The sequence below is a fragment of the Blastococcus sp. TML/M2B genome (genome assembly GCF_016612865.1).
GTDB lineage: Bacteria > Actinomycetota > Actinomycetes > Mycobacteriales > Geodermatophilaceae > Blastococcus.
In genome coordinates, this window is the sequence record NZ_JAENZZ010000002.1 from 1610023 (window position 1) to 1627126 (window position 17104).

Sequence of the window (17104 nt, forward strand, 5' to 3'; positions counted from 1 at the left end):
GGTGGTTACCAGCGGTAGTGCGCGAAGGCCTTGTTCGCCTCGGCCATCTTGTGCGTGTCCTCGCGGCGCTTCACAGCGGCGCCGAGGCCGTTGCTGGCGTCGAGGATCTCGTTCATCAGGCGCTCGGTCATCGTCTTCTCGCGACGGGCCCGGCTGTACTGGATCAGCCAGCGGAGACCGAGGGTGGTGCTGCGCGAGGCGCGCACCTCGACCGGCACCTGGTAGGTCGCGCCACCGACACGGCGGCTGCGGACCTCGAGGCTCGGCTTTACGTTGTCCAGCGCGCGCTTGAGCGTGACGACCGGGTCGGTGTCGTTCTTGGCGCGGGCACCCTCGAGGGCGCCGTAGACGATCGCCTCGGCGATCGAGCGCTTGCCGTCGACGAGCACCTTGTTGACCAGCTGGGTGACCAGCTGCGACTGGTAGACCGGGTCGATGACCAGCGGTCGCTTCGGCGCGGGGCCCTTGCGAGGCATTAGCTCTTCTCCTTCTTGGCGCCGTAGCGGCTGCGGGCCTGCTTGCGGCCACGGACGGCCTGCGTGTCCAGCGAGCCGCGGATGATCTTGTAGCGCACGCCCGGCAGGTCCTTCACTCGGCCGCCGCGCACGAGCACCATCGAGTGCTCCTGCAGGTTGTGGCCGACGCCCGGGATGTAGGCGGTGACCTCGACCCCGCTGGTGAGCCGCACGCGGGCCACCTTGCGCAGCGCCGAGTTCGGCTTCTTCGGCGTCGTCGTGTAGACGCGCGTGCAGACTCCGCGGCGCTGGGGCGAACCCTTCAGCGCCGGAGTGCTGGTCTTGGTGACCTTGTCCTCGCGGCCCTTGCGGACCAGCTGGTTGATCGTGGGCATGGGTGGCCTGGATCTCCTACCTGCGCTGGGTCGTGCTCTGAAGTGTGGTGCGTGCTGTCGTGCTGGGTGCCGGGCCGCCCTGCGGTGACCCACCCGTTCCCGGCCGCCGGCCGCTGTCCGACCCCCGCGGTCGGGCGTGTCGCCCGATCCGGGACCGGTCCGCGGTCGGACCGAACTCGGTAGCCCCTCGCGACTCGGCGCCGCCACCCTCCGGCCGGGGGCCGGGAGGCGGTCCAGGCGACCAACGTACGTCGCCCAGGCGCACCGCGAACGGGAGCTGGCCCAGGGCACCCTGGGCACGGCTGACCACGATACCCGCGCCCGGAGGACCGGTCAAAGCCGGGTCCCTCACATGCACGGCCGATGGCCGACCACCACCCACCGGAGCGGGTGGCATCCGGGGCAACGGCACGTCGCCCCGTCCTCTTCCCCGGGGGGCGCAGCGGCGATCGCGGCGGCTCCCACGGGGCGATCGGCACGCTACCGGCTGCGCGGTGCCGACGGGGCCGGACCCGCTGCGCCGGGTCCGCGGAACGCCCGGGTTCGTCGGACCTCACCCCTAGCGTCCCGTGCGTCCCGCTCACCCGACCCCGGAGGGTTCCCGTGCACGCCGACTCCGCCCGCGAGCTTCAAGGCCCGCATCCTCGCGCAGCTGCCGTCGGCCTCGGCGGCCGCGGTGGAGGAACGCACCGGTGCCCCCTGGCCGTGGGTGGCGGTCGGGCTCACCCCTGCCGGTGCCGCCGGCGGACGGGTGGCGGTCCGGCTGCAGCGGGACAGCGACCGCGCCCTCCTGCCGGACCTCGGCCGGACTGCCGGGGCCGAGGTGGACGTGCGGGTGATCGGTCCGGTGCGCGCGCTGCCCTCCCCCGCACCCGGTGAGCTGCGGCAGCGCGTGCGCCCGCTCCGGCCCGGCCTCTCCGTGGCGCACGCCGCGGTCACCGCCGGCACCCTGGGCGGCTTCGTGCGCACCCCGGGCGGGCTGGCCGTCCTCTCGAACAACCACGTGCTGGCGGCGAGCGGTGCCGGCTCCCCCGGGGACGCCGTGCTGCAGCCCGGCCCGTCCGACGGCGGCGGCCCGGGCGACCGGGTCGGCTCGCTCGCGGCCGCGGAGCCGCTCGTGGCCGGCCGGGCCATTCTTGTCGACGCCGCCGTCGCCCTCCTGGACGCCGGGGTGGCGGCGCGGCCGGGCGAGCTCCCCGGCGGGGCGCTTGGCGCCCTCGTGCCCGACAGCCTGGACGTCGAACCGGACGAGCAGGTGGAGAAGGTCGGCCGGACCACGGGGCACACCCGCGGTGTGGTGACCGCGGTGGAGGTGGACGCCGTGGCGGTGCAGTACGACGGCGTGGTCCACCGCTTCGACGACCAGCTGGAGATCCAGGGCGCGGCCGGGGCCTTCAGCGCCGGGGGCGACAGCGGCTCGGTGATCTGGCGCAGCCGGGACCGCGCACCGCTCGCGCTGCTGTTCGCCGGGAGCACGACCGGCGGCCCGGGCGGCTCCGGGGTCACCTTCGCCAACCCGCTCGCCACCGTGCTCCGGGTCCTCGGCGCCGAGTGGGTGCACGACTGATCCGACGGCGGGGCACGCGGGTGTCCTGGCGCGCCGCGTGGGGGCACCATGGGGCGCATGACCGACCGCGCCACCGCACGCGCCGCGAAGCGCGTCCTCACCGCGCGCCTCGCCGACGACCCCGGCGTCGCCGCGGTCGGGCTGACGCGGCGGCCCGACGGCTACGTGGTGACCGTGGACCTCGTCGATCCCGACGCCGGCCCCCGGGTTCCCGGCCAGGTCGACGGCGTGCGGGTGGTGACCCAGGTCATCGGAGTGGTCCGGCCGTTGTAGCGGGCCGATAGCGTGCCCCCAGGGGCGCCGCACCGCCGCGGGCCCGGACACCTGAGGAGGGCACGTGCGCATCGGCACCCAAGCCAGTTACAGCGGTGGGTTCAAGCAGACAGCAGCCGAGATCCGCGACCTGGAGTCCGCCGGGCTCGACGTCGCCGCGGTCGCCGAGGTCTACACGTTCGACGCGGTGAGCCAGCTCGGCTACCTCGCCGCCGTGACCGAGCGCGTCGAGCTGCTCAGCGCGATCTTCCCGCTGTACAGCCGCACCCCGGCCCTCACCGCGATGACCGCGGCGGGCCTGGACTTCGTCTCCGACGGGCGCTTCACCCTGGGCCTGGGCGCCTCCGGCCCGCAGGTCATCGAGGGCTGGCACGGCGTCCCCTACGACGCTCCCCTGCAGCGCACCCGCGAGGTCGTCGAGATCTGCCGCAAGGTGTGGCGCCGCGAGCGCGTCGAGCACCACGGCAAGAAGTACGACATCCCGCTCGCGGAGGGCCAGGGCACCGGGCTGGGCAAGCCGCTGAAGCTGATCAACACCCCCGTGCGCGAGCGCATCCCGGTGATGCTGGCCGCCCTCGGTCCGAAGAACGTCGAGCTCGCCGCCGAGATCGCCGAGGCGTGGGAGCCGATCTTCTTCATGCCCGAGCGCGCACAGGCCGTCTGGGGCGACGCGCTGGCTGCCGGCAAGGCCAAGCGCGCCCCCGAGCTGGGCGACCTGCAGGTGGTCACCGGCGTGCCGGTCGCGATCGGCGACGACCTGGACGAGGCGCAGCTGCTCGACCGCGTGCGCCCGGGCCTGGCCCTCTACATCGGTGGCATGGGCGCCCGGGGCAAGAACTTCTACAACGACCTCGCCGTCCGCTACGGCTTCGAGGCCGAGGCCAAGGAGATCCAGGACCTGTACCTCACCGGCAAGAAGGACGAGGCCGCCGCCAAGGTGCCCGACGAGCTGGTGCGGGCGACGTCCCTCATCGGCCCGGAGTCCTACGTCGCGGAGCGGGTCGCCGCGTTCGCCGAGGCCGGCGTCACCACGCTCATGCTGCAGCCCCTCGACGGCAGCCCGGCCGGCCGGCTGAAGACGGTCGAGACCATGAAGAAGATCAGCGGCTGAGCCACCACCCAGGCGGTCCTCCCTCCTCGTAGCGCGTCCTCCCTCACCGCCCACCACGAGGGAGGACGCGCCACGATCAGGTCACCTGATCCCAGCGCGGGCAGACGACAGGGCCCCCGGATCCGAGGTCGGATCCGGGGGCCCTGTCGTCACTGCCTACCTGGCGTCACTGGCGCCAGTCGTACTCCTCGAGACGCACGGCCTCGCCGGTGCCCTGACCGAAGACGTCCGGGCTGTAGTACTGCCCGTCGTCGTAGCCGGCCATGGTGTAGACGGCGGCGCGCGCCTCCTCGGTCGGCTCGACCGTGATGTTCCGGTAGCGGCTGATGCCCGTACCCGCCGGGATCAGCTTTCCGATGATCACGTTCTCCTTGAGCCCGAGCAGGCTGTCGCTCTTGCCCTGGATCGCGGCGTCGGTGAGGACCTTGGTCGTCTCCTGGAAGGAGGCGGCCGACAGCCACGACTCGGTCGCGAGCGAGGCCTTCGTGATGCCCATGAGGACCGGACGGGCCGAGGCCGGCTCGCCGCCCTCGGCGACGACGCGGCGGTTCTCGGTCTCGAACAGCGTCCGCTCGACCAGCGCACCCGGCAGGAACTCCGTGGCGCCCGAGTCGATGATGGTCACCCGCTTCAGCATCTGGCGGATGATCACCTCGATGTGCTTGTCGTGGATCGACACGCCCTGCGAGCGGTAGACCTCCTGGACCTCGCGGACCAGGTGCAGCTGCACCTCGCGCGGGCCCATGATCCGCAGCACCTCGTGCGGGTCGACGGCGCCCTCGGTGAGCTGCTCGCCCACCTCGACGTGCGAGCCGTCCTCGACCCGCAGCCGCGAGCGACGCGACAGCTTCTCGTAGACGACCTCGTCCGAGCCGTCGTCCGGGGTGATGGTCAGCTTGCGGAACTGCTCGCTGTCCTCGATCCGGACGGTGCCGGCGAGCTCCGCGATCGGCGCCTTGCCCTTGGGGACACGGGCCTCGAAGAGCTCGACCACACGCGGCAGACCGTGCGTGATGTCGGCACCGGCCACACCACCGGTGTGGAAGGTGCGCATCGTCAGCTGCGTGCCGGGCTCGCCGATGGACTGTGCGGCGATGATGCCGACGGCCTCGCCGACGTCCACGAGCTTGCCCGAGGCCAGCGAGCGGCCGTAGCAGGTCGCGCAGGTGCCGAGCAGCGACTCGCAGGTGAGCACGCAGCGCACCTTGACCTCGGCCACACCGGCGTCGATCAGCGTCTGGATGAGCACGTCACCGAGGTCGGCGTTCGCCGGGGCGATGACCGTCCCGTCCTCGGCCACCACGTCGGCGGCCAGGGCGCGGGCGTAGACGCTGGTCTCGACGTGCGCGTCACGGGTGACGACGCCGTCGACCACGGTGCCGATCGGCATGAGGACGCCGCGCTCGGTGCCGCAGTCCTCCTCGCGGATGATGACGTCCTGCGAGACGTCCACCAGACGACGGGTGAGGTACCCGGAGTCGGCGGTCCGCAGGGCGGTGTCCGCGAGGCCCTTGCGGGCGCCGTGCGTGGAGATGAAGTACTCCAGCACGGACAGACCCTCCCGGAAGTTGGCCTTGATCGGCCGCGGGATGATCTCGCCCTTCGGGTTGGCGACCAGACCACGCATACCGGCGATCTGGCTGATCTGCATCATGTTGCCTCGGGCGCCCGAGTTGACCATGACCCAGACCGGGTTCGTGGTGGGGAAGTTGTCCACCATCGCCTGGGAGACCTCGGCCCGCGCGCGGGTCCAGATCTCGATCAGCTCGCCACGGCGCTCGGAGTCAGTGATGACACCGCGCTCGTACTGCTTCTCGATCTTGGCGGCCTCGGCCTCGTGCCGGTCCATGATCTCGCGCTTGGCCGGCGGGGTCACGACGTCGTCGATGGCGATCGTGACGCCCGAGCGGGTCGCCCAGCGGAAACCGGCCGACTTGAGGGCGTCCAGCGTCGCCGCCACCTGCACCTTGGGGTAGCGCTCGGCGAGGTCGTTGACGATCGCCCCGAGCTCCTTCTTCGGCACCTGGTAGTTGACAAAGCGGTAGTCCTCGGGCAGGGCCTCGTTGAACAGCACGCGGCCCAGGCTGGTCTCGACGACGGCGGGGGCGCCGGGCGTCCAGTCCTCGGGCTGCACCCAGGCCTCGTTGACCTTGCCGTTGTCCACGCCGAACACCTCGTCGAGGCGGATCAGCGCGCGCTCCTGCAGGCCCAGCGCGCCCTTGTCGTAGGCCATGAGGGCCTCGGACGCGGACGAGTACGCCGCCGGCTGGCCGCCGTCGGCCTCGTGCCGGCTCGGCACCACGGTGGTGACGTGGTACAGGCCCAGCACCATGTCCTGGGTCGGCGCGGTGATCGGACGACCGTCGGCCGGGCTCAGGATGTTGTTGCTGGACAGCATGAGGATGCGGGCCTCGGCCTGCGCCTCGGCCGACAGCGGCAGGTGCACGGCCATCTGGTCACCGTCGAAGTCCGCGTTGAACGCGGTGCAGACGAGCGGGTGGATCTGGATGGCCTTGCCCTCGACCAGCTGCGGCTCGAAGGCCTGGATGCCCAGGCGGTGCAGCGTGGGTGCGCGGTTGAGCAGCACCGGGTGCTCGGTGATGACCTCTTCCAGCACGTCCCACACGACCGGGCGCGCACGCTCGACCATCCGCTTGGCGGACTTGATGTTCTGGGCGTGGTTGAGGTCGACCAGCCGCTTCATGACGAAGGGCTTGAAGAGCTCCAGGGCCATCTGCTTGGGCAGGCCGCACTGGTGCAGCTTCAGCTGCGGGCCGACGACGATGACCGAACGGCCGGAGTAGTCGACGCGCTTGCCGAGCAGGTTCTGGCGGAACCGGCCCTGCTTGCCCTTGAGCAGGTCGCTCAGGGACTTCAGCGGACGGTTGCCCGGGCCGGTGACCGGACGGCCGCGACGGCCGTTGTCGAACAGCGCGTCCACGGACTCCTGGAGCATCCGCTTCTCGTTGTTCACGATGATCTCGGGGGCACCGAGGTCCAGCAGGCGCTTGAGCCGGTTGTTCCGGTTGATCACCCGGCGGTACAGGTCGTTCATGTCGCTGGTGGCGAAGCGGCCACCGTCGAGCTGCACCATCGGGCGCAGGTCCGGCGGGATGACCGGGACGCAGTCCAGCACCATGCCCATGGGCGAGTTGCGGGTCTGCTGGAACGCCGCGACGACCTTGAGCCGCTTGAGCGCGCGCAGCTTGCGCTGGCCCTTGCCGCTGCGGATGGTCTCGCGCAGCGAGGCGGCCTCGGCGTCGAGGTCGAAGCCGGCGAGCAGCTTCTGCAGCGCCGCGGCGCCCATGCCGCCCTCGAAGTACTCACCGAAGCGGTCGCGCAGCTCGCGGTAGAGGCCCTCGTCGGCGATGAGCTGCTTGACCTCGAGCTTGCGGAAGGTGTCCATCACCTCGTCGAGGCGGTCGATCTCCCGCTGGGAGCGGTCGCGCAGCTGGCGCATCTCGCGCTCGCCGCCCTCGCGCACCTTGCGGCGGACGTCGGACTTGGCGCCCTCCGCCTCGAGCTCGGCCAGGTCGGCCTCGAGCTTCTGCTGGCGGGCCTCGACGTTGGCGTCGCGCTGGCCCTCCAGGTTCGACTTCTCGGCGCTGATCTCGGCCTCGATGGTCGGGAGATCGCGGTGCCGCGCCTCGTCGTCGACCGAGGTGATCATATAGGCCGCGAAGTAGATGATCTTCTCGAGGTCCTTGGGCGCCAGGTCGAGCAGGTAGCCCAGGCGCGAGGGCACGCCCTTGAAGAACCAGATGTGGGTGACCGGGGCGGCCAGCTCGATGTGGCCCATCCGCTCACGGCGCACCTTGGCGCGGGTCACCTCGACGCCGCAGCGCTCGCAGATGATGCCCTTGAAGCGCACGCGCTTGTACTTGCCGCAGTAGCACTCCCAGTCCCGGGTGGGACCGAAGATCTTCTCGCAGAAGAGACCGTCCTTCTCCGGGCGGAGGGTGCGGTAGTTGATGGTCTCGGGCTTCTTTACCTCACCGTGGCTCCACTGGCGGATGTCGTCGCCGGTGGCCAGCCCGATGCGGAGCTCGTCGAAGAAGTTGACGTCGAGCAAGGTGTGACCCCTTTCAGGGGCTAGTGCTTCGCTTCTATGACTTGGAGGTGGTGGCCGGCCGGCCCTGGGTCAGTCAGGGCCGGCCGACTGCCGATCAGACGTCTTCGACGGAGCTCGGCTCGCGGCGGGAGAGGTCGATGCCCAGCTCCTCGGCGGCCCGGAAGACCTCGTCGTCGGTGTCGCGCAGCTCGATCGCGTTGCCGTCGCTGGAGAGGACCTCCACGTTCAGGCAGAGCGACTGGAGCTCCTTGAGCAACACCTTGAAGGACTCGGGGATGCCCGGCTCGGGGATGTTCTCGCCCTTGACGATGGCCTCGTAGACCTTCACGCGGCCCAGGATGTCGTCGGACTTGATCGTGAGCAGCTCCTGCAGCGCGTACGCGGCGCCGTAGGCCTGCATCGCCCAGCACTCCATCTCGCCGAAGCGCTGACCACCGAACTGCGCCTTACCACCCAGCGGCTGCTGCGTGATCATCGAGTACGGGCCGGTCGACCGGGCGTGGATCTTGTCGTCCACCAGGTGCAGCAGCTTCAGGATGTAGACGTAGCCCACGGCGATCGGCTCCGGGAAGGGCTCCCCGGAACGACCGTCGAACAGCCGGGCCTTGCCGGTCTCCTTGACCATCCGGTTGCCGTCGCGGTTCGGCGTCGTCGAGCCGAGGAGGCCGATGAGCTCGTCCTCCTTGGCGCCGTCGAACACCGGGGTCGCGGTGCGGGTGCCCGGCGCGGCCGAGCGGGCCGGCTCGGGCAGGTTGGCCGCCCACTCCGGGGTGCCCTCGACGTTCCAGCCCTGCTTGGCGATCCACCCGAGGTGCATCTCCAGGACCTGGCCGACGTTCATCCGGCCGGGGACGCCGAGCGGGTTCAGGACGATGTCGACCGGGGTGCCGTCCTCGAGGAACGGCATGTCCTCCTGCGGCAGGATCTTCGAGATGACGCCCTTGTTGCCGTGGCGTCCGGCGAGCTTGTCGCCGTCGGAGATCTTGCGCATCTGGGCGACGTAGACCCGGATCAGCTCGTTGACGCCGGCGGGCAGCTCGTCGCCGTCCTCGCGCGAGAACACCCGGACGCCGATGACCTTGCCGGACTCACCGTGCTTGACCTTGAGCGACGTGTCGCGGACCTCGCGGGCCTTCTCGCCGAAGATCGCGCGCAGCAGCCGCTCCTCGGGGGTCAGCTCGGTCTCGCCCTTGGGCGTGACCTTGCCGACGAGGATGTCGCCGGGGACGACCTCGGCGCCGATGCGGATGATGCCGCGCTCGTCGAGGTCGGCGAGGACCTCCTCGGAGACGTTCGGGATGTCCCGGGTGATCTCCTCGGCACCGAGCTTGGTGTCGCGGGCGTCGACCTCGAACTCCTCGATGTGGATCGAGGACAGGACGTCGTCCTGCACGAGGCGCTGCGACAGGATGATCGCGTCCTCGTAGTTGTGGCCCTCCCACGGCATGAAGGCGACGAGCAGGTTCTTGCCCAGCGCCATCTCGCCCTGGTCGGTGCAGGGGCCGTCGGCGATGACCTGGCCGACCTCGACGCGCTGGCCCTCGTCCACGACGGGGGTCTGGTTGATCGAGGTGCCCTGGTTCGAGCGGCGGAACTTCAGCAGGCGGTAGGTCTGCCGGGTGCCGTCGTCGGCCATGACGGTGACGTAGTCGGCGGTCGAGTCCTCGACCACGCCGGCCTTCTCCGCGACGACGACGTCGCCGGCGTCGACGGCAGCCCGCAGCTCCATGCCGGTGCCGACCAGCGGGGCCTCGCTGCGGAGCAGCGGCACCGCCTGGCGCTGCATGTTGGCGCCCATGAGCGCGCGGTTGGCGTCGTCGTGCTCGAGGAACGGGATCATCGCGGTGGCGACCGAGGTCATCTGCCGCGGCGAGACGTCCATGTAGTCGACGTTCTCGGGGGCGACGTAGTCGACCTCGCCACCCTTGGTGCGGACCAGGACGCGGTCCTCGGTGAGCCGGTTGCCGTCGAGCACGGAGTTGGCCTGCGCGACGACGAAGCGGTCCTCCTCGTCGGCGGTCAGGTAGTCGATCTGCTCCGTGACGGTGCCGTTCTCGACCTTGCGGTACGGCGTCTCGATGAAGCCGAAGGCGTTGACCCGGCCAAACGAGGACAGCGAGCCGATCAGGCCGATGTTCGGGCCTTCCGGCGTCTCGATCGGGCACATCCGGCCGTAGTGGCTCGGGTGGACGTCGCGGACCTCCATGCCGGCGCGCTCACGCGACAGACCGCCCGGGCCCAGCGCCGACAGGCGGCGCTTGTGGGTCAGACCCGCGAGCGGGTTGGTCTGGTCCATGAACTGCGACAGCTGGCTGGTGCCGAAGAACTCCTTGATGGAGGCGACGACCGGCCGGATGTTGATCAGGGTCTGCGGCGTGATCGCCTCGACGTCCTGGGTGGTCATGCGCTCGCGGACCACGCGCTCCATGCGGGAGAGGCCGACCCGGATCTGGTTCTGGATCAGCTCGCCGACGGTGCGCAGGCGGCGGTTGCCGAAGTGGTCGATGTCGTCGACGCCGTGGTCGGGCTCGCCGGCGTGGAGGCGCACGACGTACTCGATGGTGGCGACGATGTCGTCCTCGGTCAGCGTGCTGGTGCCCTGCGGCACCGAGACGCCCAGCTTCTTGTTGACCTTGTACCGGCCGACCTTGGCCAGGTCGTAGCGCTTCGGGTTGAAGAACAGGTTCTCCAGCAGCGCCTGGGCCGACTCGCGCGTCGGCGGCTCGCCCGGACGCAGCTTGCGGTAGATGTCGAGGAGGGCCTCGTCCTGCCCGGCGATGTGGTCCTTCTCGAGCGTGGCCAGCACGGTGGGCGACCACTGGAAGTGCTCGCGGATGCGGTCCTCGCCCCAGCCGAGCGCCTTGAGCAGCACGGTGACCGGCTGACGGCGCTTGCGGTCGATGCGGACGCCGACGGTGTCGCGCTTGTCGACGTCGAACTCCAGCCACGCACCGCGGCTCGGGATGACCTTGGCGCTGAAGACGTCCTTGTCCGAGGTCTTGTCCAGCGACTTGTCGAAGTAGACGCCGGGGCTGCGGACGAGCTGGGAGACGACGACGCGCTCGGTGCCGTTGATGACGAACGTGCCCTTGTTCGTCATGATCGGGAAGTCGCCCATGAACACCGTCTGGCTCTTGATCTCGCCGGTGGTGTTGTTCATGAACTCGGCGGTGACGAACAGCGGCGCCGCGTAGGTCATGTCCTTGTCCTTGCACTCCTCGAGGGACGCCTTGACGTCCTCGAAGCGCGGGTTGGAGAAGGACAGCGACATCGAGCCGCTGAAGTCCTCGATCGGGGAGATCTCCTCGAGGATCTCGGCGAGGCCGCCGACGGCGGACTCCTGCTCCTCGGGGGAGAGCGTCGCGCGCCACTCGGGGCTGCCGATGAGCCAGTCGAACGAGGCGGTCTGCAGGGCCAGCAGGTCCGGGACCGCGAGCGGCTCGGAGATCTTGGCGAAGGAGACGCGCAGCGGGGCGCCGGGGATCTTCTGCTGGTCGGCCTCGCCGGTGCGGGGGCCGTCCTGCGGGGCGGTGCTGGTGGTGCCGGACTCGGTGGTGCTGGGGTTGATGCTGGTGGGGCGAGAGCCTGCCAAGATGCGTCCTTCCAAGGGACCTCACGACGTGCGGGCGGGGGTGCTGGTCGTCCTGGGTCGTCGTCGGTAATGGCGAGGCTGTCCGCGACGGCCGCGTACACCCGGATCGAGGGTCGGCGAGGGGTTCACCCGGAGGGTTCCCGGGCACCCGTCGTGACCCGTCTCAACGGGCAGGCAGTCAGAGGGCAGCGCAACAGGAGACCCTACCCCTGCTGTTGCGTGATGTCCACGCCAGGGGTACCGGTGCGACCGGTGCCACATCGGGCTCGACACGGTCCGCGCTCCGGGCGGTGCACCCATGATGCCAGGCGCGGCGGAGCGCTCCGACCGCCACGCCGGGGACCGGCGTCAGCTGGTCGTCAGCTGGGTGAGCTCGCTGATCTTCCAGTCGCCGGCGACCTGCACCATGCCGAGCCGGATGGTCTGCACGCAGGACTGGGCGCCCTCGGGCGTGACCTCGCACTCCGAGCCCTCCGGGGCCTGCCCGTTCCCGCTGGTCACCGACTGGGCGACGTACCGGCCGAACACGACCACCGTCGCGGTGTCCTGGGCGTCGTTGACCTGTTGCAACCCGATGTCGAGCACCTCGTAGCTGGTCGTCGCCGACACCTGCTCGTAGGTGTCGAGGATGCCGCCCTGCGAGAGCTCCTGCTCGTACTGCTCGCGGAGGTCCCCGGTGAGGACGGCGAGCTTGCGGTCCAGGCTGCCTTCGGAGTCCTGGTAGTCGTAGGCGTACAGGTCCTCGACCGAGCTGCGCGCGGCGGCGAAGATGCCGTCGTCGACCGAGCGCGGGTGCATCCGCTCCCAGACCAGGTAGCCGACACCGGCGGCGGCGAGCACGCACAGCGCGGTGAGGACGGCGGCCAGCGCGGGGAAGCCCCGCCGCCCGGTGCGGGCCTGCGCCGCGCGCCGGCGGGCGCCGCTGCGCCGGCCGGTGGCGGCGGCCAGCTCGGCGGTGACCGGCTCGCCGACCGCGGGGTCGGTGGTGGTGGTCGCCGCGGCGGCGGCCACCGCGGCCGGCCGCCTCCTCCCGCTCGCGCCGGGCGCCGGCCACCCGCGGCCGGGGGCTGGGCCGGGCTGCGGGTGCAGCGCGGGGCGCGGGCGACGGGCGCGTGCGCGGCGCGGGACGGGGACGGTCCTCCGGGGTGCCGGTCATGCCGTCACAGCCCCGAGATCCCGGACAGCAGCCACCGGTCGTCCACCTTCTGCAGCTCCACCTTGATCCGGTACTTCACGATCGACGGCCGGGGGTCGGCCGCGCTCTGCTGGGTCGACTGGATGACCAGCAGCACGGTGCCGGTCGTGTCGTCGGCCCGGGTGACGCCGGCGCCGATCACCTCCGTGTTCACCACCGCCTGCACCTCGGTGAACCGGTCGCGCTGCTGCTCGAGCTGCGCGACCGACTCCTCCAGCAGGTCACCGGTGGCGACGCGGCGGATCTGGGCGATGTCGTCGTCGAGGGTGAGGTGGTCGAAGGACGTCAGGTCGACGACGCCGGAGCGGGCCGCCTGCAGCACCTCGACGTAGTCCGCCGTCGTGACCGAGGAGGGCTCGGGGCGGCTGGTCCACAGCCACGCGCCGGCGGCGAGCAGGAGGACCAGCAGCACGCCGAGCACCGGCACGAGCGGCACGCCGATCCGGCCCCGACCGCCCGTCGTCGCGTCGTCGTCCCGGCCGGCGGGGTCGCCGGTGGGGTCGCCGCTGGGGTCGCCGGCGGGGCGCTCGTCCGGGCCGGCGGCCGGCGACGGCAGCGCGTCGTCGTCCTCCCGTGCGCGCGTGGGCGCGTCGCTGGTCAACCCTGGCCCTCCTCGTCGTCTCGCTCGTGCACCGGCGCCGTGCCGGGTCAGCCGGTGGTGCGTGCGAACGGGACCGCACCGCCGAGGAGGCCGGTGAGCACCTCGTCGAGCAGGCCGGTGACCCCGTCCACCAGGCCGCCGATCACGGTACCGAGCGGGGGCAGCCCCGCGAGGCCGGTCTGGGGGCCGGACCCGGCGACACCACCCGATCGGCCGATGTTACTGCTCGCCGCGGATGCTCGAACCGGTCTCGTCGACGCCGTCGGAGGGGTCCGGGTCGACGCCGTTCACGACCCCGCAGGAGACCTCGCCGGTGTCCAGGCCGGCCACCGCGCCCGGGCTGCGGGCCGCACCCGTGGAGAGGTAGCCGGTGGTGCAGGAGGCGGGATCGCCGACGTTGAGCACGAAGCCGAAGTGCGCGCGCATCACGCCGCCGTCGTTGCGGACCACGCTGAACCCGCCGGAGACGACGTCGGGGTAGGTGACCAGGAGCTGCTCGACGCCGTCCAGCCGCGGGGTCACCACCCCGTTGAGGATGTCGACGTTGCGGACCAGGGAGCCCAGGCCGGGGCCGGCCCGCTCCACCAGCTCCTGCAGCGCGCCGGCGCCCTCCGGCGCGTTGGCCAGCAGCGAGCGGATGTCCTCGTCGCTCTCGACCACGGTGTCCGCGACCAGCCGCAGGTCACCGGCCCACTGCTCGATCGCCGAGCGGCTGGCCACCTGCGTGTCGAGGACGGTCCGCCCCTCGGTGATCAGCGCCATGGTCGCGGGCAGGGACTCCTCGGCGCGGGCGAGCAGCAGGTCGCCGTTGTCGATCAACCGCCCGAGGTCGTCGCCCGCGCCGGCGAACGCCCGGCCCAGCTCGTCGACGACGATGCGGAGGTTCTCCTGGTCGATGGAGCCGACCAGCCGGTCCACGTTCAGCAGCAGCTCCTCCACCGGGACCGGGATGGAGGTCCGCTCCACCGGGATGACCGACCCGTCCTCCAGGAACGGGCCGTCGGGGCCGGCGGGCTCGAGGTTGACGTACTGCTCCCCCACCGCGCTGCGGTTGGCGACGGTGGCGGTGGCGTCCGCGGGGATCGGCTCGGCGTCGGGGTCGATGGTGAGGACGACGCGGACGCCGTCGTCGACGAGCTCCATGTCGCTCACCCGCCCGACCGCGACGCCGCGGTAGGTGACCTCGGCGTTGACGAAGATGCCGCCGGAGTCCTCGAAGTCCGCGGCCACGTCGTAGCCGCTGCCCAGGACGGCGCGGTCCAGCCCGACGTGGTTCCAGCCCAGGTAGGCCATGCCGAGGACGGCCACGGTCAGGAAGGCGAGCAGCTGCAGCCTGGTGGTCCGCGTGATCACGGCTGGCCTCCGGTGAACAGGGGGAAGCCGAGGAGGCCGCCCAGCGCCTCGGCCGTCGGCAGCTGACCGACGATCTCCCCGGGCAGGATGCTCAGCGGCGCCTGGGCCGGCGCGGTGCCGCCCGTGCCCCCGGTCCCGCCGGTGGCCACGCCCTGGTTCTGGTTCCCCGGCGGGGTGCCCGGCTGGCCGCAGGCGGTGCCGAGCAGCTGCTCGGGCGAGAGCGTCTCGAGCGCGCCGGTCAGCGGGTCGACGACGTACCGGCAGAGCACCTGGGTGAGGTCGAGGTCCAGCGTCGCGGTCATGTTGGCGAACAGGCCGTAGCCGCCGGTCCGCTGGTCGGGCCGGTAGTTCAGCGGGACGTCCCCGCCGCTGCCGTCGCCGACCACCGCGCTGGCCGGGAAGGGGTAGGTGAGCAGCAGGTCCAGCGAGCCGGCCAGGTCGGGCCCGGCGGCGGCCAGCTGGGTGAGGATCGGCTGGAGCAGCCGCAGGTCCTCGACGGTGTGCGCCGCGGCCTGGTCGATGATCCGGGTGCCGACGTCGCCGAGCCTGGACAGGCTCTCCAGCATCGAGACCAGCAGGCCCCGCTGCTCGTTGATGACGTCGAGGCCCGGGCCGATGGTGTCGAGCGCGGTCTCGATCGTGCCGGTGCGCTCGGCCAGCGTGGCCGCGAGCGCGTTCGCGCTGTCCAGCGCGCGGTTGATCTCGGTCTTCTGCTCGTCCAGCCCGCCGATGAGGACGTCGAGCTGGTCGAGGGTGTCGCGGATGGCGTCCTCGCGGCCCTCCAGCGCCTCGCCGACCTCGCGGGTGATCGTCGTGAGCTGGGTGAGCCCGCCACCGTTGAGCACCAGCGACAGCGCGCCGAGCAGCTCCTCGACCTCGACGTTGCGGTTGGTCCGCTCCAGCGGGATGAGGTCGCCGTCCCCGAGCCGTCCCCGCGGCTGCTCGATGCCGGGCGCGGCCAGCTCGACGTACTTCTCGCCGAGCAGCGAGCTCTGCTGGATCATCGCGACCGCGTTCTCCGGCAGCTCGACGTCGCCGTTGACCGAGAGGGTCACCTCGGCGGTCCAGTCCTCGTTCAGCTCGATCTCGTCGACCCGGCCCACGGGCACGTCGGCGACCCGGACGCCGGACTGCGGCACCAGGTCCAGGACGTCGAGGAACTGCACGGTCACCTGGTAGGGCTCCTCGCCGAGGTCCGCCCCGCCGGGGAGGTCGAGGGAGTAGGCCCCGCGGAACCCGCCGCAGCCGGCCAGCAGCAGCACCCCGGCGGCGGCCGCGGCCACCCGCGTCGTCCGGCGGGTCACCGCTGCGCCCCGGGGAGCGCGGGGAAGCCGATCAGCGGGCCGCCGGCCGGCGCCGTGGCGCCACCGAACAGCGCGGTGAGCAGCTCCTGCAGGTCGGGCACGCCGTTGCCGTTCAGGTCGTCGTAGGCGCCGTCGGCGTCCGCGTCGCCGGAGAGCAGCCGGCTGCACACCTGCTCGACGAAGGGCAGCTGGAGGCCGATGGCCGGCAGCACGTCGAGATCGAGCTGGAGCCGGCCGGTCGCCGACAGCAGCTGGCAGACGATGACCTCGGGAGCGGTCCCGCCGAGGGAGTTGTCCCGGGTGTCCAGCGTCCCGAAGTCCGGGTTGTAGGCGTGCGCGAGGTTCCCGAGCGCCGCCGGCGCGACGTCGAGCACCTCGGCCAGCGCGGAGCGCTGCTGCACCAGCGCCAGCGTGACGTCGGCCAGCCGGTCGACGTTGGTGCTCAGCAGGTCGGTGTTCGTCCGGACGAACCCGGCGACGTCGCCCAGGGCCGCCGACAGCAGCTCGACGGCGCGGGCGAGGTCGGCCCGCTCCTGCTCGAGCAGGTCCGCGACCGCGGCCATGTTGGTGTTGAACTGGCCGACGCTCGCGTCGATCGCGGCCAGGGCGCCGGTGAAGGTCTGCAGGTTCTCGATCGAGTCGAACAGCCCGTCCCGGTTCCGCGCGAGCGTCTCCACGGCCTGCGAGAAGCCGGTGAGCGTGCGGTTGAGCGCCTCGCCGTTGCCGTCGAGGTTGGCCGCGCCCACGTCCACGAGGTCGGAGAGCGCGCCGTCGGCGTTCGCGCCGGTCGGGCCGAGCGCGACCGACAGCTCGTCGAGCGCGCCGTACACCCGGTCCAGCTCCACCGGGGTCGCCGTCCGGTCCATCGGCACCTCGGCGCCGTCCTCCATGGTGGGCCCGCCGGCGTAGACCGGCGCGAACTGCACGTACCGGTCGGACACCAGCGACGGCGCCAGGACGACGGCCGCGGCGTCGGCGGGGATGTCGTAGTCGTCGTCGATCAGCATCGTCACGCGCACCCGGTCGCCCATCGGCAGGACCTCGGTGATCTCGCCGACGTCGCATGCCGAGGATGCGGACGTCGGAGCCGGCGTAGAGCCCCACGGTCTGGTCGAACCAGGCCGTGACCCGGTACTGCCCTGCCGGGCGCAGGACGGTCCAGCCGAGCGCGGCCACCAGGACGAGG

The 17104-nt window shown here is 71.7% G+C and carries 12 protein-coding genes; 3 read left to right on the top strand and 9 right to left on the bottom strand.

Annotated features, from left to right (window positions below):
- Positions 1–5 precede the first annotated feature (5 nt).
- Positions 6–476, bottom strand: a complete 471-nt coding sequence (rpsG, locus tag JKP75_RS16325; RefSeq protein WP_200490199.1) for a 30S ribosomal protein S7 — start codon at positions 474–476, stop codon at positions 6–8.
- Positions 476–850: a 30S ribosomal protein S12 gene (gene rpsL / locus JKP75_RS16330; RefSeq protein ID WP_200490198.1), complete on the bottom strand. Its 375-nt coding sequence runs from the start codon at positions 848–850 to the stop codon at positions 476–478. The genes rpsG and rpsL overlap by 1 nt, the downstream gene beginning before the upstream one ends.
- A 676-nt stretch (positions 851–1526) precedes the next feature.
- Between rpsL and JKP75_RS16335 the strand changes: the two genes are divergently transcribed.
- The 3 genes from JKP75_RS16335 to JKP75_RS16345 all read left to right on the top strand — a co-directional run bounded on the left by JKP75_RS16335 (position 1527) and on the right by JKP75_RS16345 (position 3801).
- Entirely contained in the window at positions 1527–2417 is an 891-nt protein-coding gene (locus JKP75_RS16335; protein WP_200493247.1) for a hypothetical protein, read from the top strand.
- 57 nt (positions 2418–2474) lie between these two features.
- Entirely contained in the window at positions 2475–2690 is a 216-nt protein-coding gene (locus tag JKP75_RS16340; protein ID WP_200490196.1) for a hypothetical protein, read from the top strand.
- A gap of 64 nt (positions 2691–2754) precedes the next feature.
- Complete coding sequence (locus JKP75_RS16345; RefSeq protein WP_200490195.1) at positions 2755–3801, top strand: LLM class F420-dependent oxidoreductase; 1047 nt, start codon at positions 2755–2757, stop codon at positions 3799–3801.
- Positions 3802–3967: 166 nt separating this feature from the next.
- On the opposite strand, the gene JKP75_RS16350 is transcribed toward JKP75_RS16345, so the two are convergent.
- From JKP75_RS16350 to JKP75_RS16380, 7 genes are all read right to left on the bottom strand, one after another.
- Positions 3968–7873, bottom strand: a complete 3906-nt coding sequence (locus tag JKP75_RS16350) for a DNA-directed RNA polymerase subunit beta' (protein WP_200490194.1) — start codon at positions 7871–7873, stop codon at positions 3968–3970.
- A gap of 94 nt (positions 7874–7967) precedes the next feature.
- Positions 7968–11357 carry a DNA-directed RNA polymerase subunit beta gene (gene rpoB / locus JKP75_RS16355; protein WP_200493381.1) on the bottom strand — a complete coding sequence of 1130 codons (3390 nt, stop codon included), beginning with the start codon at positions 11355–11357 and terminating at the stop codon, positions 7968–7970.
- 456 nt (positions 11358–11813) lie between these two features.
- Entirely contained in the window at positions 11814–12476 is a 663-nt protein-coding gene (locus JKP75_RS16360; RefSeq protein ID WP_200493248.1) for a hypothetical protein, read from the bottom strand.
- A gap of 149 nt (positions 12477–12625) precedes the next feature.
- Positions 12626–13261 (bottom strand): hypothetical protein, encoded by a 636-nt coding sequence (locus tag JKP75_RS16365; RefSeq protein WP_200490192.1) that lies wholly within the window; start codon positions 13259–13261, stop codon positions 12626–12628.
- Between the two features lie 219 nt (positions 13262–13480).
- Complete coding sequence (locus tag JKP75_RS16370) at positions 13481–14614, bottom strand: MCE family protein (protein WP_200493249.1); 1134 nt, start codon at positions 14612–14614, stop codon at positions 13481–13483.
- The gene (locus JKP75_RS16375) at positions 14611–15918 is read right to left on the bottom strand and encodes an MCE family protein (protein WP_200490190.1); all 1308 of its coding nucleotides are present in this window, start codon (positions 15916–15918) and stop codon (positions 14611–14613) included. The genes JKP75_RS16370 and JKP75_RS16375 overlap by 4 nt, the downstream gene beginning before the upstream one ends.
- Positions 15915–16949, bottom strand: coding sequence for an MCE family protein (locus JKP75_RS16380; protein WP_200493250.1), 1035 nt, complete (start codon positions 16947–16949; stop codon positions 15915–15917). Before JKP75_RS16380 ends, JKP75_RS16375 begins: the two co-directional genes overlap by 4 nt.
- Positions 16950–17104: the final 155 nt, after the last annotated feature.